Origin of the sequence: Pararhizobium sp. A13 (assembly GCF_040126305.1) — a bacterium.
Taxonomy (GTDB): domain Bacteria; phylum Pseudomonadota; class Alphaproteobacteria; order Rhizobiales; family Rhizobiaceae; genus Pararhizobium.
In genome coordinates, this window is the sequence record NZ_CP149510.1 from 736,086 (window position 1) to 755,944 (window position 19,859).

At 62.1% G+C, this 19,859-nt stretch carries 19 protein-coding genes; 9 read left to right on the forward strand and 10 right to left on the reverse strand.

The annotated features are described in order from the left end of the window. Positions 1–5 precede the first annotated feature (5 nt). Both ffh and WI754_RS03535 read right to left on the reverse strand, forming a co-directional pair. Positions 6–1,571: a signal recognition particle protein gene (gene ffh, locus WI754_RS03530; RefSeq protein ID WP_349436261.1), complete on the reverse strand. Its 1,566-nt coding sequence runs from the start codon at positions 1,569–1,571 to the stop codon at positions 6–8. Between the two features lie 136 nt (positions 1,572–1,707). Next, positions 1,708–2,181 carry a hypothetical protein gene (locus WI754_RS03535; RefSeq protein ID WP_349436262.1) on the reverse strand — a complete coding sequence of 158 codons (474 nt, stop codon included), beginning with the start codon at positions 2,179–2,181 and terminating at the stop codon, positions 1,708–1,710. A 331-nt stretch (positions 2,182–2,512) separates the two neighbouring features. On the opposite strand from WI754_RS03535, the gene WI754_RS03540 reads away from it, so the two are divergent. Then, on the forward strand, positions 2,513–3,526 hold the full coding sequence (locus WI754_RS03540) for an MBL fold metallo-hydrolase (RefSeq protein ID WP_349436263.1): 1,014 nt from the start codon (positions 2,513–2,515) through the stop codon (positions 3,524–3,526). Between the two features lie 205 nt (positions 3,527–3,731). Here the strand turns inward: WI754_RS03540 and WI754_RS03545 are convergent, their stop codons facing one another. Continuing rightward, positions 3,732–4,148, reverse strand: a complete 417-nt coding sequence (locus WI754_RS03545) for a GFA family protein (protein WP_349436264.1) — start codon at positions 4,146–4,148, stop codon at positions 3,732–3,734. A gap of 735 nt (positions 4,149–4,883) precedes the next feature. Here WI754_RS03545 and dapF point away from each other — a divergent pair. The 5 genes from dapF to WI754_RS03570 all read left to right on the forward strand — a co-directional run bounded on the left by dapF (position 4,884) and on the right by WI754_RS03570 (position 10,201). After that, on the forward strand, positions 4,884–5,795 hold the full coding sequence (dapF, locus tag WI754_RS03550; protein ID WP_349436265.1) for a diaminopimelate epimerase: 912 nt from the start codon (positions 4,884–4,886) through the stop codon (positions 5,793–5,795). Beyond that, positions 5,792–7,048 carry a tRNA (N(6)-L-threonylcarbamoyladenosine(37)-C(2))-methylthiotransferase MtaB gene (gene mtaB, locus WI754_RS03555; protein ID WP_349436266.1) on the forward strand — a complete coding sequence of 419 codons (1,257 nt, stop codon included), beginning with the start codon at positions 5,792–5,794 and terminating at the stop codon, positions 7,046–7,048. The genes dapF and mtaB overlap by 4 nt, the downstream gene beginning before the upstream one ends. A 114-nt stretch (positions 7,049–7,162) precedes the next feature. Beyond that, the gene (gene ftsY, locus WI754_RS03560; RefSeq protein WP_349436267.1) at positions 7,163–8,851 is read left to right on the forward strand and encodes a signal recognition particle-docking protein FtsY; all 1,689 of its coding nucleotides are present in this window, start codon (positions 7,163–7,165) and stop codon (positions 8,849–8,851) included. 64 nt (positions 8,852–8,915) lie between these two features. Further along, positions 8,916–9,590, forward strand: coding sequence for a septation protein A (locus WI754_RS03565; RefSeq protein WP_349437713.1), 675 nt, complete (start codon positions 8,916–8,918; stop codon positions 9,588–9,590). Further along, positions 9,587–10,201 (forward strand): DUF2585 domain-containing protein, encoded by a 615-nt coding sequence (locus WI754_RS03570; RefSeq protein WP_349436268.1) that lies wholly within the window; start codon positions 9,587–9,589, stop codon positions 10,199–10,201. The genes WI754_RS03565 and WI754_RS03570 overlap by 4 nt, the downstream gene beginning before the upstream one ends. Before the next feature lie 230 nt (positions 10,202–10,431). On the opposite strand, the gene WI754_RS03575 is transcribed toward WI754_RS03570, so the two are convergent. The 5 genes from WI754_RS03575 to ccmA form a co-directional block, all read right to left on the reverse strand. Continuing rightward, complete coding sequence (locus tag WI754_RS03575) at positions 10,432–11,028, reverse strand: DsbE family thiol:disulfide interchange protein (protein ID WP_349436269.1); 597 nt, start codon at positions 11,026–11,028, stop codon at positions 10,432–10,434. Continuing rightward, positions 11,025–11,195: a heme exporter protein CcmD gene (gene ccmD / locus WI754_RS03580; protein WP_349436270.1), complete on the reverse strand. Its 171-nt coding sequence runs from the start codon at positions 11,193–11,195 to the stop codon at positions 11,025–11,027. Before ccmD ends, WI754_RS03575 begins: the two co-directional genes overlap by 4 nt. Positions 11,196–11,197: 2 nt before the next feature. Beyond that, positions 11,198–11,959: a heme ABC transporter permease gene (locus WI754_RS03585; RefSeq protein WP_349436271.1), complete on the reverse strand. Its 762-nt coding sequence runs from the start codon at positions 11,957–11,959 to the stop codon at positions 11,198–11,200. 60 nt (positions 11,960–12,019) lie between these two features. Next, on the reverse strand, positions 12,020–12,679 hold the full coding sequence (ccmB, locus tag WI754_RS03590; RefSeq protein ID WP_349436272.1) for a heme exporter protein CcmB: 660 nt from the start codon (positions 12,677–12,679) through the stop codon (positions 12,020–12,022). Between the two features lie 301 nt (positions 12,680–12,980). Then, positions 12,981–13,619, reverse strand: coding sequence for a heme ABC exporter ATP-binding protein CcmA (ccmA, locus tag WI754_RS03595; protein ID WP_349437714.1), 639 nt, complete (start codon positions 13,617–13,619; stop codon positions 12,981–12,983). Positions 13,620–13,885: 266 nt separating this feature from the next. Between ccmA and acnA the strand changes: the two genes are divergently transcribed. From acnA to WI754_RS03610, 3 genes are all read left to right on the forward strand, one after another. Further along, the gene (gene acnA / locus WI754_RS03600) at positions 13,886–16,576 is read left to right on the forward strand and encodes an aconitate hydratase AcnA (RefSeq protein WP_349436273.1); all 2,691 of its coding nucleotides are present in this window, start codon (positions 13,886–13,888) and stop codon (positions 16,574–16,576) included. Between the two features lie 211 nt (positions 16,577–16,787). Then, complete coding sequence (locus WI754_RS03605) at positions 16,788–17,507, forward strand: thioredoxin family protein (RefSeq protein WP_349437715.1); 720 nt, start codon at positions 16,788–16,790, stop codon at positions 17,505–17,507. A gap of 395 nt (positions 17,508–17,902) precedes the next feature. Continuing rightward, positions 17,903–18,310, forward strand: coding sequence for a DUF2794 domain-containing protein (locus tag WI754_RS03610; protein WP_349436274.1), 408 nt, complete (start codon positions 17,903–17,905; stop codon positions 18,308–18,310). Position 18,311: 1 nt separating this feature from the next. On the opposite strand, the gene WI754_RS03615 is transcribed toward WI754_RS03610, so the two are convergent. Both WI754_RS03615 and WI754_RS03620 read right to left on the reverse strand, forming a co-directional pair. After that, a complete protein-coding gene (locus WI754_RS03615; RefSeq protein ID WP_349436275.1) occupies positions 18,312–18,869 on the reverse strand; it encodes an N-acetyltransferase family protein in 558 nt (185 codons plus the stop codon). Positions 18,870–19,003: 134 nt separating this feature from the next. Beyond that, on the reverse strand, positions 19,004–19,747 hold the full coding sequence (locus tag WI754_RS03620; RefSeq protein ID WP_220373609.1) for a Bax inhibitor-1/YccA family protein: 744 nt from the start codon (positions 19,745–19,747) through the stop codon (positions 19,004–19,006). Positions 19,748–19,859: the final 112 nt, after the last annotated feature.

Below are 19,859 nucleotides of genomic sequence, written 5' to 3' on the forward strand. Positions count from 1 at the left end.
CTCGCTCACTTCTTCTTCGGCAGGCCGGGAAGCCCCGGGAAACCGCCGCCGAGACCAGGCAGCTTCATGCCGCCACCCAAACCCGGCAATCCGCCACCACCGGGCAGACCCTTGCCGAGACCCGCGGCCTCGGCCTGCTTCTGCAGGGCTTCGAGCTGCTTGGGGTCCATCTTGGACAGGTCCGGCATGCCGCCCATTCCGCCGCCCATGCCACCGAGGCCCATCTTGCCGGCGAGGCCGCCCATCATCTGCTTCATCATGCCGCCGCCCTTCTTGCCGCCCATCATTTTCATCATGTCGGCCATCTGGCGGTGCATTTTCAAAAGCTTGTTGATTTCGCTGGCATCCGTGCCGGAGCCGGCCGCGATGCGCTTCTTGCGCGAATGCTTGAGAATATCGGGATTGGCGCGCTCGGCCTTGGTCATCGACGAGATGATGGCGAGCTGGCGGCCGAACATCCTGTCATCGAGGCCGGCGGCGGCCATCTTGTCCTTCATGCCGGACATGCCGGGCATCATGCCCATGATGCCGCCCATGCCACCCATCTTCTGCATCTGCTTGAGCTGGTCGGCGAGATCGTTGAGGTCAAACTTGCCGGTCTTCATCTTGGCGGCCATGGCCGCCGCCTTCTCGGCATCGATGTTTTCGGCGGCCTTCTCGACCAGCGAGACGATGTCGCCCATGCCGAGGATGCGATCGGCGACGCGGCGGGGATGGAATTCTTCCAGCTCCGCCATCTTTTCGCCGACGCCGATCAGCTTGATCGGCTTGCCGGTGACGGCACGCATCGAAAGGGCCGCACCGCCGCGGCCGTCGCCGTCCATGCGGGTCAAGACGAGGCCGGTGATGCCGACGCGCTCGTCGAAATTGCGGGCAAGATTGACGGCATCCTGACCGGTCAGCGCATCGGCGACCAGCAGGATTTCATGCGGGTTCGAGCGGCGCTTGATTTCGGCCATCTCGATCATCAGCGGCTCGTCGATATGCGTGCGGCCGGCGGTATCGAGAATGACGATGTCATGGCCGCCGAGCTTGGCCGCCTGCACGGCGCGCGCGGCGATATCGGTCGGCGACTGGCCGGCGATGATCGGCAGTGTATCGACGCCGGTCTGGGCCCCGAGCTGGCGAAGCTGCTCCTGCGCTGCCGGACGGCGCGTGTCGAGGGACGCCATCAGGACCTTCTTCTTGTCCCGCGTCGTCATGCGAAGGGCGATCTTGCCCGTCGTCGTCGTCTTGCCCGAGCCCTGCAGACCGACCATCATGATGACGACCGGCGCCGGAGCATTGAGATCGATCGGCACGCCTTCGGACCCGAGCATGGCGATCAGCTCGTCATGGACGATCTTGACGACCATCTGGCCGGGCTTGATCGACTTCAGGATTTCCGCGCCGACAGCCTTTTCGCGTACCTTGTCGGTGAACGAGCGCACGACCTCGAGCGCGACGTCGGCTTCCAGGAGCGCACGGCGAACCTCGCGCAGGGCCGCCGACACATCGGCTTCCGACAGCGCGCCACGGCCGGTCAATCCATTCAGGATGGATCCAAGGCGGTCCTGGAGACTTTCAAACATCAGCTCGTCCTTCTCGTTTTCGGCTTGACTGGATTTGCCCCGAAAACGTGGTACCTGCAATCTCGAAAACAAGACGCAAAGCCAAAAAGCACCCGAGGGCGCAACGCGCTGTCGGGTGTTGACCTCCGGGATCTCTTTATACCCTCTTGGGGTCCCGGTCGGCGGCTTCAAGTCTCGTTACTTGTCGCAGATTGCGGCGGATAAACAGGAAAGCGGCGGGAAAGTCAAGGATGGAGGCCAAAAATGCTGGAATACTATCCAAAAGCTGAAGCAACCGCGTTCGTTGACAACGCCCCCTACAACTTGAGGGAAAGATCCAGACAGGCAAGGCGCAATCTGTCATTTCTAACTGTCCATGCCTGAAAACGAACTTCTCCTGCTCTTTCGTCACATCTTCCGGACGATAGCAGCCCTTGGCCAACTGGTAGTCAATGGTCGTGGCATTGTATGCGTTGGAGTTCAAAATTTCGGGAGAGACGCTCCACTGCATCAGGTATTTCGAGAAGAGAAAAGCCCGCTTGCATCCGAAACGGACACAATTGAACCGCAACCCAGAGGGAGAAAAGTTGCAGGTGAAATTCTTCGACTGAAGATCTTCGATGAATCCCAATCTATCCTTCCCATGCTTTTCCTGCGGAAATAAGAGAATGGGCGGAGAGGGAGAGGATAAATATTGCCAGTGCCTTAAAGACTGGCGACGAAAAAGGTGGCTTCGTCTCAAGGAAGTTCGACATAGGTCTTCCAACAGGTTTTGCCAAACACGCGACTGCGAAAGCCAGTCCGCTAATGGAAATTTGCGATAAGAAGATATTGGTTGCCAGCAAAATCAAGTCGGACTCATGTGCGAATAATTTTCTTTGGATTCTTTCATCAAGCGCGGCAACTTACCAGTTTCAGCTCATGATCGCACAAGGCCAACGTCACGGAGATCGAAAGACCGCATGAACACGAAAGGCGGGCGCAACCGCAATCCTTACTACCAAGGCCCCGTCTCCGATCATTTCGACGGCACGCATTTCTTCAATCCTGAAGGCGAAGCCCCGCTCGGCTTTCGCGAGTTGATGCGCTGGCAGTTCGGGGGCGGCAGGAGCGCCTGGCCAAAACAGGCACCCAGCCCCTTTCCACCCGCGAAACCGGCTGATCGCATCGGAGGGCAGGACCTGCGCGTGACCATGATCGGCCATGCCACGCTGCTGATCCAGGTCGCAGGCCTCAATATCCTCACCGACCCCGTCTGGTCGAACCGTACCAGCCCGTTTTCCTTTGCCGGCCCGAAGCGCGTCGTCGAGCCCGGCATCCGCTTCGACGACCTGCCGCCGATCGATATCGTGCTCGTCACCCACAATCACTACGACCATCTCGACCTCGCAACGTTGAAACGGCTGCACAAGGCGGACGGTCCGCATATCGTGACGCCGCTCGGCAACGACACGATCATCCGCCGCGCCATCCCCGTGTGCAAGATTTCCGCCGTCGACTGGGGCGACCAGCTCTCGTTCCGGGACGGCGTCACTATCGATAGCGAACCCTGTCACCACTGGTCAGCCCGCGGCACCCGCGACCGCCGCATGGCGCTCTGGGCCGCCTTCGTCATTTCGACGCCCGCCGGAAAGATCTATCACATCGGCGACACCGGCTTTCACGGCGGCATCAACTACCGCGCGGCCTGCGAAAAACACGGCCTCTTCCGTCTCGCCAACCTGCCGATCGGCGCCTATGAGCCGCGCTGGTTCATGAAGGCGCAGCACCAGAACCCGGCGGAAGCGGTCAAAGGCATGCAGCTCTGCAACGCGACCTATGTCGCCGGCCATCATTTCGCGACGATCCAGCTGACGAATGAGGGGATCAAGGAGCCGGTCGCCGCGTTGGAAAAGGCATTGAGAGAGCAAGGCGTTGCGCCGGAGCGTTTCCGGGCGCTGCGGGCGGGTGAGGTTTTCGATGTTCCCGCGATCTGAGTGGGCTTTCTCGCCGCAAGCCCTCCTCCTCCGTCATTCCCGTGCCTGTCACAGGAATCCAGCCACGGCGCGTCCGCGCCGTGAGAGGACTCCCAACCTCATGCGACCAGTCCTTTCGCCGCGCCGACGCGCGGCGGCTGGATCCCCGCCACAAGGGCGAGGATGACGGAGCCTTGGGCTACCATCGTGCGAAACAAGCGCGCCCTCAATCCTCCGGAAACTCGCGATACTGCGGCAGATCATCCGTGATCTCGTACCACGGCGCCTTCGATCCCACGAAAATATGCCCCGACGGGCGGATCGTCGGCGCATCCACCAGCGTGCCCATGGCAACGTGGACATAGGCCCCCTCGCGCACGACGGAATAGAGAAGCGAGCCGCAGGTCCGACAGTGGACATCATGCGCGTCGTCTCCGTTGCCAAAGATCAGCAGCGCGTCCTCGCCCTTCACAAGCCGCAGCTTGCCCCGCTCGATCCCGGCGAAAGGCTTGAAGGCCGAACCGGTGGTGCGCCGGCAGTTCGAGCAATGGCAGTTCATGGCATAGCCGAATGCATCCTCGACCGTGTATTCGACGGCACCGCACATGCATTTGCCGGTCAGCACGGGGATGGCGTCGGACATCTATTCCCTCCATAAGAGTCAATCATGTGCCGGCAAGATTACCCGCGATTGACAGGATCGCAACGGATTGAAGCCGGGCAGCGGCATCCGTCGATCCGGCCTAACCGCCGATTTTTTCCCCGCTCATCCCCGCTGCAAGAATCTCCGTCATACTCTCCCTGCTTCCGCCACCGGAGTGCCTTGCGAGACGGTCGCGGGGCAGGCGGGAGCCGGTGCCCTGTTCCGACGCTGTAACGTGCGGCCGAAGACAGGGTGATGTGCGCCGGGCGGTGCCGCGAATGGTCCGTCACAATGTCTCCCCCGGGTCCCAAGCCCGGCTTGGTTCAGCCATGCAAGCCGCTCAAAGCGGTGCAGCGAGACAGGGCAAGCATTTCAAGGGGCCGGAAGCCCCGAAGAACACCGAAGGCCACGCAAATGCGGAGCCGCTTCTTAAAAGATACAATCGAGGTTCCGCATTTGCGTGCGTCCTCCACCACGGCAGTATCCTGCGCGTGGCTGAAGGCGTTTGCGGCACGCTCCTCTTCTCCCCAGCGGGGAGAAGAGGCCGGCAGGGCCGGCTGAGGGGGGCCACTTGCTCCGCAGTCTGCCGCGCCACCCCCATCGCCTCGCCGGGGAGAAGAGGGAGATCCACCTCCCCCCTCAAGGGGAGGGTGATTTGCACCACTGGTAATTTTCCCGCATTTCCGCCATATACACGCCGAGAAACGGTGGCCAGGAAACGCTGGAATGGACGTCATGAGCACAACGGTCGAATTCGCAAGGATGAACGGGCTTGGCAACAAGATCCTGGTCGTCGACATGCGCGGCCGCAAGGACAAGGTGACGCCTGACGCGGCGATCGCGCTCAATGCCGATCCTGAGACCCAGTTCGACCAGATCATGGCGATCCACGATCCGAAGGCTGAGGGAACCGATGCCTTCATCGACATCCTCAATTCCGACGGTTCGAAGGCGCAGGCCTGCGGCAACGGTACGCGCTGCGTCGTCCAGGCGCTGGCCGCCGAAACCGGCAAAAAGGCCTTCACCTTCCAGACCGTCGCCGGCATCCTCAATGCCGAAGAGCATGCCGACGGCACGATCTCCGTCGATATGGGCACACCCGTTTTCGAGTGGGACCGCATCCCGCTTTCGGAAGAATTCCACGACACCAGCCGCATCGAGCTGCAGATCGGCCCGATCGACGCCCCGATCCTGCATTCGCCCTCCGTCATGTCGATGGGCAATCCGCATGCGGTCTTCTGGGTCGATCGGGACGTCATGTCGTTCGATCTCGAACGTTTCGGCCCGCTGCTCGAAAATCATCCGATGTTTCCCGAGCGCGCCAATATCACGCTGGCTCAGGTCACCTCGCCCTCGTCGCTCACAACCCGGACCTGGGAGCGTGGCGCCGGCCTGACGCTCGCCTGCGGCTCCGCCGCCTGTTCGGCCGCGGTTTCGGCCGCCCGCACCGGCCGCACCGGCCGCAATGTGGCAATCACCGTCGCCAGCGCCACCCCGCCCGGCATCCTGTCGATCGAATGGCGCGAGCACGACGACCATGTCATAATGACGGGACCTGCCGAATGGGAATGGTCCGGGACGGTCGACCCCACGACCGGGCTGTGGTCGCGCGACGAAGTCGCGGCCACGGAAAGCCGGGCGCTTTGAGCGGCGTCGACGTCATAACCTTCGGCTGTCGTCTCAACACCTACGAATCCGAAGTGATGCGGGCTGAAGCCGAAAAGGCGGGGCTGAACAACGCCATCCTCGTCAACACCTGCGCCGTCACCGGCGAGGCCGTGCGCCAGGCTCGCCAGGCGATTCGCCGCGCCCGCCGCGAAAACCCGCATGCCCGCATCATCGTCACCGGCTGTGCCGCCCAGACCGAACAGCAGACCTTTGCCGAGATGCCGGAAGTCGATGCCGTGCTCGGCAACGAGGAGAAGCTGAAAAGCGTCTCCTACCGGTCGCTTCCCGATTTCGGCGTCTCGGCGGAAGAAAAGCTGCGCGTCAACGATATCATGAGCGTGCGCGAAACCGCGCCGCAGATGGTCAAGCTGATCGAAGGCCATGTGCGCGCCTTCATCCAGGTGCAGAACGGCTGCGATCACCGCTGCACCTTCTGCATCATCCCCTATGGCCGCGGCAATTCCCGCTCGGTGCCGATGGGCGCCGTCGTCGATCAGGCGCGCAAGCTCGCCGACAGCGGCTATCGTGAGATCGTGCTGACCGGCGTCGATGCCACGAGCTACGGCGCCGACCTGCCCGGCACCCCGACGCTCGGCCTGCTCGCCAAGACGCTGCTGAAGCAGGTTCCCGAAATCCGGCGCCTGCGCCTCTCCTCGATCGACAGCATCGAGGCGGACGACCATCTGATGGACCTGATCGCGGATGAGCCGCGCTTCATGCCGCATCTGCACCTGTCGCTGCAGCATGGCGACGACATGATCCTGAAGCGCATGAAACGCCGCCACAGTCGCGCCGATGCCCTGCGTTTCATCGAAGACGTGCGCCGTCTGCGGCCGCAGGTGAGCTTCGGCGCCGACATGATCGCCGGTTTCCCGACCGAAACGGAAGAGATGTTCGAGAGTGCCGTGAGCCTCGCCGAAGAGGCGGGCATCGCCCATCTGCACGTCTTTCCCTACAGCCCGCGACAGGGAACGCCCGCCGCGCGCATGCCGCAGCTCGATCGCGCCCTGGTCAAGGAACGCGCCGCCCGGCTGCACGCCACTGGACTTCAGCTTCATCAGTCCCATCTTGACAGCATGGTCGGAACGCAGCAATGGCTGCTCGTCGAGAACAACGGCCTGGCGCATACGGAAAATTTCACGCTCGCCGCAGTCCCCGGCTTGACGCCACGCACATTCGTGCAGGCGACGATCACCGGCCACAACGGCAAGCATCTCATGCATGTCGCCTAGAAGCGCACCGCGGTTTTGGGACAACGACATGCATAAAAACAAAGACCTGAAGCGCGGCGCGCTTTGGACATGCAACTGACGGCCGCCGACGCGGCCTGAGTTTACGGAATTCAAATGGCGCTCAGCTTTCTCAAAAAGGTCTTCACCTTCGGCAAGGACAAGCCGATCGAAGCCGAGCCCGCCGCCGTGCCTGCGGTCGACGAGGTCATGGATCTCGCCGAATCGGCCTTCACGCCTGAAGAAACCCGGGCGATCGAATCGGAGCTCGAGCCGCACTCGCGCACCGAGGACCTGCCCGTCGCCACCGATCCGGTGCTGCCGGCAGAAATGGATACCGGCGGCGGCCCCTCTGCGGATACCGCCGATGCGCCCGCGTTCGAAACCGAGGCCGCGGAAGAAGAGGGACACGCCCTTCTCCCCCCGACCGACCAGATCGGCGATCTTGGCCTGATCCCGCTCTCGCTGCTGGAGGCGGAAGCAGAAGCGTCCGAGATCGAGGAACGCGCGACACCCCCCTCCGTCCCTTCAGGACATCTCCCCCTCAAGGGGGGAGATCAGACGGAGCAAGACCCGACGTCCGCAAGCACTGAGGTTTTGACAACACAGGAGAATGCCGCAGGTGCAATCTCCTCCCTTGAGGGGGAGATGTCGGCGGAGCCGACCGAGGGGGGTGACCCCGCCACAATGCGGAACGCCGGTGCGCCAAGCGAAAGCGCGCCACATGCGATCTCCCCCCTTGAGGGGGAGATGCCCGACAGGGCACAGGGGGCTGACGATCTCCCCGCAAACGCAGAGCCCGAAACGACCGCCGAAATCGCCCTCCCCAAAGGCTTTGCCACCGGTCGTGCCGAGCCCGCGCCGGAACCCGAGGCACCGAAACAGAAACTCAGCTGGTTCCAGCGCCTGCGCCAGGGCCTTGCCCGCACCTCCTCGCAGCTCACCGGCCAGATCACCGCGCTGTTCACCAAGCGCAAGCTCGACGACGAGACGCTGCAGGACCTCGAAGACCTGCTGATCCAGGCCGATCTCGGCGTCGAAACGGCACTGCGCGTCACCGACACGCTGGCCTCCGAGCGCTACGGCAAGGACGTGACCGGCGAGGACGTCACCCGTATCATGGCGGCCGAGATCACCAAGGTGCTGGCCCCCGTCGCCAAGCCGCTGCAGCTCGATCTTTCCCACAAGCCGCATGTCATCCTCGTCGTCGGCGTCAACGGCACCGGCAAGACGACGACCATCGGCAAGCTTGCGGCCAAGCTTTCGGGCGCGGGCCTGAAGGTGATGCTCGCTGCCGGCGACACATTCAGAGCGGCAGCGATCGAGCAGCTGAAGATCTGGGCGGAACGCACCAAGTCCGACATCGTCTCCTCGAAACTCGGGGCGGATGCTGCGGGCCTTGCCTATGAGGCTTTCGAGCAAGCAAAACTGAAGAAGAGCGATGTCCTGATCATCGACACCGCCGGCCGGCTGCAGAACCGCGCCGAACTGATGGCGGAACTCGAAAAGATCGTCCGCGTGCTCGGCAAGCTTGATCCCGATGCGCCGCACACCGTGCTGCAGACACTCGACGCGACCACCGGCCAGAATGCGCTGAACCAGGTCGAGATCTTCCGCAACGTCGCCGGCGTCAACGGGCTGATCATGACCAAGCTTGACGGCACGGCGCGCGGCGGCATCCTTGTTGCCATCTCCGCCAAGCACAAGCTGCCGGTCTATTTCATCGGCGTCGGCGAAGGCGTCGATGATCTCGAACCCTTCGAGGCCAGCGATTTTGCCCATGCCATTGCCGGGATTGCCCATTGATGCCACAGATATGCCGTGGGAGACGTCCATGGCGAGGCGAAACGAACCAGGTTTGACCGATCCGATGAAATTCGAAAGCGATATCACGCCCACCGCCGCCGACCGGCACCACCCGATGCTCAAGCTGGCGTTGGAGCTCGGGCCGCTGCTCGTGTTCTTCTTCGCCAACCTACGCGGCGAATGGCTGGCCGCGAATTTTCCGGTTCTGTCCGTGCTCGGCGGGCCGCTGTTCATCGCCAGCGGTCTGTTCATGGCGGCGACGGTGATTTCGCTCGTCGTTTCCAAGGTCGTGCTTGGCCACCTGCCGCTGATGCCTTTCATATCGGGCATCGTCGTGATCGTCTTCGGCGGTCTTGGCATCTACCTGCAGGACGAACTCTTCTTCAAGATGAAGCCGACCATCATCAACACGCTGTTCGGCGTGGTGCTGCTTGGCGGCCTTGCCTTCGGCAAATCGCTGCTCGGTTATGTCTTCAATGCCGCCTTCCAACTCGATGAGGAAGGCTGGCGCAAGCTGACCCTGCGCTGGGGCGTGTTCTTCCTGTTCCTCGCCGTCTTGAACGAGATCGCCTGGCGCGGCGCCAATGCCTACTACCTGCCCGACGCCAAGGCCGCCGATGATTTCTGGGTCGCGTTCAAGGTCTGGGGCACCATGCCCATCACGCTCGCCTTCACCATGTTCCAGATGCCGCTGATCATGAAGCACTCGCTGAACCCGCCGGAAGAGGCCGGCAAGTGAGCGCGATCGACGCCCCGCGCAACGCGCAACGGCAGACCCTCTGGCTTGCGGTCTGCGCCGCCATCGTCGTCCTGCAGCCCGTCATCATGTACTGGATGGGCCGTATCCCGATCTGCGAATGCGGCTATGTAAAGCTGTTCGAGCCGGTCGCCAACGGCCCCGGCAATTCGCAGCACCTGGCGGACTGGTACACCCCCTCGCACATCATCCACGGCTTCCTGTTCTACGGCCTTGCCCATCTCCTGCTGCGCCGCAAGCCGATCGCCGCCAAGCTGCTTCTGGCACTGGTGATCGAGGTCGGCTGGGAACTACTGGAAAACTCGCCCATCATCATCGACCGTTACCGCACCGCGACGATCTCGCTCGATTATTACGGCGACAGCATCCTGAATTCGGTGATGGACACCGCCTTCATGGCGCTCGGCTTCCTGTTTGCCTGGCGCGCGCCGGTTGCAGCCACGGTTGCCATCGCCATCTTCTTCGAGATTTTCACCGGCTGGCTGATCCGCGATAACCTGACCTTGAACGTGCTGATGCTGGTTTATCCGCTGGAGGCAGTGAAGGCTTGGCAAGGCGGCGCGCAGAGCGTGCTCGCAGTCCCGGTTCTTTGAAAGCGTGATCGAACGCAAGCCTGGCAGAGCTACCGGCCGGCAAAACCCGACTGTGCTACCCAGAGGACGCCCCATTCTCCCCTCATCCTCGCCCTTGTGGCCGGGATCCGGCGCGCCCAAGTCCTTGGGCAAAGGCTCTTTCACGCGATGGACATCGCGTGGCTGGATTACCGGGACAAGCCCGGTAATGAGGGAAAAAGGAATGCCTGACGTCCTTAGCGGCATGGCTGCTACTTCGCAGCCGCGGCCTTCTCGATCGCCGGATAAAGCCCTTCCTTCAGGCTGCGCTCGTCAAACGGTCCTACCCGCTTGTAGACGATGGTCCCCGACGCATCGACCAGATAGGATTCCGGGATTCCATAAACGCCCCAGTCGATCGCCGCCTTGCCGCGCGGATCGACGCCGATCGCCGAAAACGGATTGCCGAGTTCGCCGAGGAACCTGAGCGCGTTTTCGGTCTGGTCCTTGTAGTTGATCCCGACCACCGTCAGCCGGGGATCCTTGGCCAGCTCGAGGATGATCGGGTTTTCCTCGCGACAGGGCACGCACCAGGACGCCCAGACATTGACCAGCGTCAGTTTACCCTTGACCGCCGCATCGGTCAGCGCCGGCATGGCAGCACCCTTGAAGGCAGCGCCTTCAAGCGGCGGCAGGTCCAGCGACGGTGCCTTGGTGCCAATCAACGCGGACGGAATTTCGCTGATATCCCGTCCGGAATCGAGCTGGCTCCAGAAAATCGCCGCCAACCCGGCAAAGATCAAAAGCGGGAGAGCCGCAAAGACGATGCGCATCTTCCCCGGCCGGGCATTTTCCGTCTCGACGCTCATTGCGCCTCTCCCGGCTGCGCCGAACGACGACGGATGCCGGCATCATCCAGCGCCCGTAATTCGCGGCGGCGGGCGCGCCCGTCGGCCCATACCCAAAGGATAAGGACCGCCACCGTAACGGCGGCGACGCCATAGCTGGCGGCGACGTAGGCCGTATGGGTCATCATGATCAGACCTCCCGGCCGGCGCTGCGGGCCGCCTGCCGGCGCATCGAGGTCACCCGGCGGCGCCAGATTTCGTTGCGCATCGCGGCGATGTGTAGGGTGAAGAACAGCAGCGTGAAGGCAACCGCCATCACCAGCAGCGGCGCTAAAAACTCCGGATCAATGGCCGAGCCGCCGAGCCTGAGAACACTCGCCGGCTGATGCAGGGTGTTCCACCATTCGACCGAGAACTTGATGATCGGGATATTGACGAAACCGACGAGGATCAAGACGGCCGACACCTTGGCCGCCTTGCCCGGATCGTCCATCGCCCGGTTGAGCGCGATCAGCCCGAGATACATCAGGAACAGCACGAAAACAGAGGTCAGCCGCGCGTCCCAGACCCACCACGTCCCCCACATCGGCTTGCCCCAGAGCGAACCTGTGACGAGCGCGAGAAACGTGAAGCAGGCGCCGATGGGCGCTGCGGCGCGGGCAGAAACATCGGCCAGCGGATGCCGCCAGACCAGCGTCCCGAGCGCCGAGACCGCCATCACCGTGTAGCACATCATCGACAGCCAGGCGGCAGGCACATGCACATACATGATGCGTACCGTCTCGCCCTGCTGGTAATCGCCCTCGGTGGTGAAGGAGAGGTAGAGGCCAACCGCGAAAAATGCCGCAGTCAGCGCGGCCAGCCACGGCAGCACGCGCGCCGCCAGGCCAAGAAACCGGGTGGGATTGGCAAGGTCGCTGAATTTGCGGATGGCCAGACTGTTTTCGCTCATGATGCTTCTTTAACGCCGAAGGCCTCTCTCTTCAATGAAGACGTTTCGATCACATTTGCGTCAGTCCGACGCGGATCGCAGCGCCAATGCCGCCGAAAGCGGTCCGATCACGGCGAAGAACAGCGTAATTGCGATCAATATCAGCAAAGGCGGCAAGAACGGCGCGGGATCCTCGACGGCCGCATAGGCAGCGCTGACCCCGAAGATCAGGACGGGGATGGCAAGCGGCAGGACCAGGATCGACACCAGCAGACCGCCGCGCGGCAGCGTCACCGCAACGGCAGCACCGGCAGCCCCGATGAGGGTGATGGCAGGCGTGCCGGCAAGCAGCGTCAGCATGGTCGCGCCGATCGCAAGCTCGTTCATGTTCATGAACAGCCCCAGCAGTGGCGAGGCGATCACCAGCGGCAGGCCGGTCGCCGTCCAGTGCGCCAGGCACTTCACCAGCACGGTCAGCACCAGCGGCGTTTCCTGCATCAGCATCAGGTCCAGCGAGCCATCCTCGCGCTCCGCCTGGAACAACCGGTCGAGCCCGAGCAGCGAGGCAAGCAGAGCGCCAATCCACAGGATCGCCGGCCCGATCCGCGACAAAAGATTGAGATCGGGGCCGACGGCAAACGGAACGACGGCGACGACCGTCATGAAGAACAACACGCCGATCAACGCCCCGCCGCCGGCGCGCATGGCGAGTTTGAGGTCGCGGAGGAAGAGAGAGGTCATGCATTGAACTCCGAACCAAGATGCAAAGCCCCCCTCATCCGGCCCTTGGGGCCACCTTCTCCCCGCTGGGGAGAAGAGGGAGTTTGCCGCGGCTCCTTCGAACCCAATGTTTCGTTGATACGAGACGTGGGGATTTCTCCGTGGGCTTGCCGCAGCCACCCTCTTCTCCCCAACGAGGAGAAGAGGGTGGCCCAAAAGGCCGGATGAGGGGTGATGGCACGGGAGAGCGCCAGCCGATCTCCCCCCTTGAGGGGGAGATGCCCGACAGGGCAGAAGGGGGTGATTGCGGCAAACTCGATATTCAAACCAATCCCCCCGCAACACCCGCAAACCCCGTCATCCGCAACTCCCTCGCCTCCACCCCCAATGGCTGGTGCGTTGCCGCAACGACGATGCCGCCCGCGACGAGATGGCGCGACACCAGAGCGGCAAACAACCGGTCGGCACTCGCATCCAGCGCCGCCGTCGGTTCGTCCAAAAGCCAGATCGGGCGATAGGCGACGAGCAGCTTGGCCATCGCCATGCGCCGCTGCTGACCTGCCGAGAGATAGCCGAACGGCAGGTGCGAGATGCCGCCGAGACCCAGCGCCTCGGTGGCTTCCTCAACGCCCGTCCCGGACCCGCCGGTCGAATCACCCATGAAGGATTTCCAGAAGGACAGATTCTCCTCGACGGTCAGCTCACGCTTCATTGCATTGCGATGGCCGAGATAGTGGCAGAGCTCGCGCGGATGGCCGATTTCCGACGCGATTCCGTCCAGTCGCACCGTGCCAGATTCCGACGCCAGAAGGCCTGCCAGAACGCGCAGCAGCGTCGACTTGCCCGACCCGTTCGCGCCCGTCACGATAAGGGCTTGTCCGGCCTTAAGAATGAACGAAATGTCGTGAAAAATCAGGTCCTCGCCGCGCTTCGCACTGAGGCCTTCGACGACGAGACTGATCGGCATTCACATTCCTTTTACGACGTTCGTCGCAACGCAAAAAAATTGTCTCAAATTGGTCGCCCTTGGTCTGGCACGTTCCGGAGAAATTATCTATAACCGCCCCAACACGCCAGCGGTCGGCGTGAATTTCATCCTTGCGCCGAACATGGAATGATTTCCACGTACGGACAGCGGAAATGGCCGTACCCGCATCCCATACTGCGCATAAAATGCGCTCGGGCGTTCGTACGTCACTTTGGCGATCAAACGGAACGGGGTATCCAGTGTCCAAATCCCTTGACAGTTTCAATTGTCGGTCGACGCTTTCGGTCAACGGCACAGATTATGTCTATTTCAGCCTGCCGAAAGCCGAAGCGAACGGCCTTGCCGGCGTTTCCAAGCTCCCCTATTCGATGAAGGTTCTGCTCGAGAACCTGCTGCGCTTCGAAGACGGCCGCTCGGTCACCAAGGAAAACATCCTTGCCGTCGCCGAATGGCTTGATAACAAGGGCCTTGAAGAAAACGAAATCGCCTATCGCCCGGCCCGCGTGCTGATGCAGGACTTCACCGGCGTTCCGGCCGTCGTCGATCTCGCAGCGATGCGCGACGCAATGGTCTCGCTCGGCGGTGATCCCGAAAAGATCAACCCGCTCGTTCCCGTCGACCTCGTCATCGACCACTCCGTCATCGTCGACGAATTCGGCACGCCGACGGCCTTTGCCAAGAACGTCGAGCTCGAATACGCGCGCAACGGCGAGCGCTACCGCTTCCTGAAGTGGGGCCAGCAGGCATTCAAGAATTTCCGCGTCGTTCCTCCCGGCACCGGCATCTGTCACCAGGTGAACCTCGAATATCTCGGCCAGACTGTCTGGACCAAGGAAGAAGACGGCGAAATCATCGCCTATCCGGACACCTGCGTTGGCACGGACAGCCACACGACCATGATCAACGGTCTCGGCGTCCTCGGTTGGGGCGTCGGCGGTATCGAAGCCGAAGCCGCCATGCTCGGCCAGCCGGTCTCCATGCTGCTGCCCGAGGTCATCGGCTTCAAGCTGACCGGCAAGCTCAAGGAAGGCGTGACCGCCACCGATCTCGTGCTGATGGTCGTGCAGATGCTGCGCAAGAAGGGCGTGGTTTCGAAGTTCGTCGAATTCTTCGGCCCCGGCCTCGACAACATGACGCTCGCCGACCGCGCGACGATCGGCAACATGGGTCCGGAATACGGCGCCACCTGCGGCTTCTTCCCGGTCGATTCCGAAACCATCAACTACCTGACCATGTCCGGCCGCGAAGAACAGCGCATCGCGCTGGTCGAAGCCTATTCGAAGGCGCAAGGCATGTGGCGCGACGGTGATGGCGCCGAGCTCGTCTTCACCGACACGCTCGAACTCGACCTCGGCGACGTCGTTCCGGCCATGGCCGGCCCGAAGCGTCCGGAAGGCCGCATCCCGCTCGAAAACATCGCATCCGGTTTCGCTGGCTCGCTTGAGAGCGACTACAAGAAGCCGGGTCAGCTGGACATGCGCTACGCCGTCGAAGGCACGGACTACGACATCGGCCATGGCGATGTGGCGATTGCCGCCATCACGTCGTGCACCAACACCTCGAACCCGTCGGTGCTGATCGCCGCCGGCCTTCTTGCCCGCAACGCAGTCGCCAAGGGTCTGAAGTCCGCACCTTGGGTCAAGACCTCGCTGGCACCGGGATCGCAGGTTGTCGGTGAATATCTCGCCAAGTCCGGCCTGCAGGATTCGCTTGATGCGCTCGGCTTCAATCTTGTCGGCTTCGGCTGCACGACCTGCATCGGCAATTCCGGCCCGCTGCCGGGTCCCATCTCCAAGACGATCAACGAGAAGGGCCTGATCATGTCGGGCGTTCTCTCGGGCAACCGCAACTTCGAAGGCCGCATCTCGCCAGACGTCCAGGCGAACTACCTCGCCTCGCCGCCGTTGGTCGTCGCCTACGCGCTCGCCGGCACCGTCCAGAAGGACCTGACGACCGAGCCGCTCGGAACGGGCAGTGACGGTCAGCCGGTCTACCTCAAGGACATCTGGCCGACCTCGCAGGAAATCCAGGAATTCATCCTGAAATACGTGACCCGCGCACTCTACGCATCGAAATATGCCGACGTGTTCAAGGGCGACGAGAACTGGCAGGCGGTTCAGGTTCCGGCGGGCCAGACCTATGCATGGGACGACAACTCGACCTATGTGCAGAACCCGCCCTACTTCGTCGGCATGGGCAAGACCGGCTCGGGCATCTCCGATATCAACGGCGCCCGCGTGCTCGGCCTGTTCGGCGACAAGATCACCACCGACCACATCTCGCCGGCCGGCTCCATCAAGGCGGCTTCGCCGGCTGGTGCGTACCTCATCGATCATGGCGTCGGCGTTGCCGACTTCAACCAGTACGGCACGCGCCGCGGCAACCATGAAGTGATGATGCGCGGCACGTTCGCCAATATCCGCATCCGCAACCACATGATGGGCCCGAACGGCAAGGAAGGCGGCTACACGATCCACTATCCTTCGAAGGAAGAGATGTCGATCTACGACGCGGCCATGCAGTACAAGGCCGAGGGTGTTCCGCTCGTCATCTTCGCCGGTGTCGAATATGGCAACGGCTCCTCGCGCGACTGGGCGGCCAAGGGCACCAACTTGCTCGGCGTCAAGGCCGTGATCGCCCAGTCCTTCGAGCGTATCCACCGCTCCAACCTCGTCGGCATGGGCATCGTGCCGTTCGTTTTCGAGGCAGGCACGACCTGGGAATCGCTCGGTCTCAAGGGCGACGAGCTTGTCACCATCGACAACCTCACCAATGTCCAGCCGCGCGAAAAGCGGGTGGCGAAGATCGCCTACAGCGACGGCACGGTGAAGGAGGTCCCGCTCATCTGCCGCATCGATACGCTCGATGAGGTGACCTACATGAACAATGGCGGCATCCTGCAGACCGTTCTGCGCGATCTCGCCGCCTGATCGGACTGTTTTGAAAGAAAAGGCAGGGGCCGCAAGGTCCCGGCCTTTTTGCGTCTCACGCGCGGGAGGCTCGTGATGCCGCGCGCCTCACTCCAACGTGACTTTCTGTTGAAAGACGAGCGGCGTATGTAGAGATTCCGATTGCTTCGCAGCTCTCCGCATCCTTGAAATGGAACTCCCGATGCCTGGATCCCTTAACCTTCGCCGCATCATGCTCGCCTGTGGCCTTGGCCTTATGGCGCTGCCTGCCGTTGCCGGCGAACCGGCAGGTGTCGTCGAACTGTTCACCAGCCAGGGCTGTTCCTCCTGCCCGCCGGCGGATGCAGCCCTGAAAAAACTGATTGACGACGGCAAGGTGGTCGCACTTTCCTATCACGTCGACTACTGGAACTATCTCGGCTGGGCCGACACACTCGCCACCAAGGACAACACTGCCCGGCAATATGCCTATGCCAGGATGCTCGGCCGCAGCGGCGTCTATACGCCCCAGGCCATCCTCAATGGGCGTGACCACATCAATGGCGCTGATCTCGATGGCATTAACCGGCGGCTGGCGGAAATGAGCGTCAAGGGCAAGGGCCTGACGGTTCCGGTCAACGCGACCGTGCGCAAGGACGAGGTCGATATCAATGTCGGCTCCGGCAATGGCAAGGCCAATGTCGTCGTCGTCTATTTCAACCGCGAGCAGAGCGTGGACGTCAAGAAGGGCGAAAACAGCGGCAAGAAGATCTCCTACTGGCACGCGGTGCGGGACGTTCAGACGATCGGCATGTGGGACGGCAAACCGGCCAATTTCGTGCTGCCGGCCTCGGTCCTCGACGACGGAGGAAATAGCGGCTGCGCCGTGCTCTTGCAGAAGATGAAGGACAATGAAACGCCCGGTGCGATCCTCGGCGCGACGACCGTCATGGTGGACAAGGCCGCGAACTGACGGCTTCAAATTTTGGTTCGGCCCGGCAGCATCGAGGGGCTGGGGCTGAGGGTTCGAAGATACCGGACCGAACCTGCCACGTTTCTTGGCAACGGGCGTTTCCAGGAAACATGGCGTTTGGAGTGGCCGCGCCCGATGGGCGCTTGATGGCCAACCACTCCAAGACTGCTTCCGCTCGAAAAACGCATCCCTCGAGCGGACAAGCAGACCGGACACTTTGGAGGACTCCCCTCATGTCGGCGAGCGCGAGTGTCGTTTCGAATTGGGGCACGGTTTTGGCTGAAATGCGGCACACTGAAGAAAGTCTCTGGTAATCGTGGGCGGCTTGCGGCTTGCATTTCAGCGAAGGTCAGGCAAACTGTAACCGTCCTGTCACAATTAAAGCCGGGGTACAGATGACCGATCAGCCGGATTTGCCGCAAGGCGAGACCCGTTCCGAAAGGCAGCCAACCTCCAATGTGGTTGTCCACCTGCACGAATACCGCAGCAGCAGCCAGGATCCGCCCCCCATCACCTTCCATCGCCGGGAACTCGACCTGATCCTCAGGGTCTACGGCCGCATGGTCGGCGAGGGCGAGTGGCGCGACTACGCGATGGATCACCTGCGCGACAGGGCGGTCTTCTCCGTGTTCAAGCGGTCGGGAGAAATGCCGCTGTTCCGGATCGAGAAAAACCCGAAACTGGCGGCAAGACAGGGCGCCTACAGCGTCGTCAACACCCAGGGGATGATCCTGAAACGCGGTCATGACCTGCAGCAGGTCCTGAAAGTCTTCGACAAGATGTTGAAGCTGATCGAAACCTGATTCAGCCGCGATAGAGCGTATCCGGATAGACGCCGGACTCCGGATCGGTCGTCAGGCCCTCGCCGAGCGGCAGTTGCATGATGATCGTATCGAGCCAGTGGCCGTGCTTGAAGCCGGTCGCCTTCATCAATCCACCATGTTCGAAACCGGCCGCGCGGTGCACCGCCACCGACGCCGGATGCGCACCGCCGATGACGGCGACCATCTGCCGAAAACCGAGTTCCGTGCAGCGCCGGATGAGTTCGGCAAGCAGCGCCTTGCCCACGCCCTGCCCCCTCGCCTCCGGCGCCAGATAGATCGAATCCTCGACCAGGAAACGATAGGCCGGCCGTGTCCGGAATGCCGAGGCATAGGCATAGCCAAGCAGGAGGCCATCCGCATCGACCGCGGCGATATAGGGGTAACCATTGCTGACGATCGCCGAGAACCGCGACACCATTTCCGCTTCGGCCGGAGGCGTCATCTCATAGGAGGCAACGCCGTTGAGCACCGACTCCTGGTAAATATTGGTGATGGCCGGAATGTCGGACAGGGTGGCGTCGCGGAGAATAAAGGACATGGGAAGGCCTGATTGGATGGAGGTGGCTTGTTCTCTCATACCGGGATGGGGCGATCAAGCAAGCGCCAAACGTTGGAAATCGGGCAACAAAAAAGGCGGCCGAAGCCGCCTTTTCGATTGTTTGCAGGTTCCGGTTATTCGCGGTTTCCAAGGAAACGCAGCAGGAACAGGAACAGGTTGATGAAGTCGAGGTAGAGCGTCAGCGCGCCCATGATGGCCTTGCGGCCGGCGACTTCGGCACCGTCTGCTTCGAAGTACATTTCCTTGATCTTCTGGGTATCCCAGGCGGTCAGACCAGCGAAGATCAGGACGCCGATGACGGAGATCGCAAAATCAAGCGCGGACGAGCCGAGGAAGATGTTGACAATCGAGGCGATGATCAGGCCGAACAGACCCATAATCAGGAACGAGCCCATGCCGGACAAGTCGCGCTTGGTGGTGTAGCCGTAGAGCGACAGACCGCCGAACGAAGCCGCCGTGACGAAGAACGTCTGGACGATGCTCTGGCCGGTATAGATCAGGAAGATCGACGACAGCGAAAGACCCATCAGGCCCGCATAGACCCAGAAGGTGGTCTGCGCGGCGGACACGCTCATGGAGTTGATGCGGAAGCTCATGTAGAACACCAGAGCCAACGGCGCGAGCATGACAACCCACTTCAGCGGGCTCACATAGATCGCCTGACCGAAGGCGGTCAGCTGTCCGTCCGCAAATGCGAATTGGAACGCGGCGAAGGCGGCGATACCGGTGATCGCCAGACCAAGGGCCATCAGGTTGTACACCTTGAGCATATAGGTGCGCAGACCTTCATCGATTACGGCCCCCGCCTGCGCACCAGTCTGCGCCGTCCGGGTTTGGTAGTTTCTAAGATCAGCCATTGTTTCCTCTTATAAGCCCCGGTTAAGTTTACGGTGTCAGGCCACAAGGGCGCATCTTTTCAAGATGCCAGCCACCCGGCCCAGGCGCCGCTGCGGGGCTCCAGCATGCCTC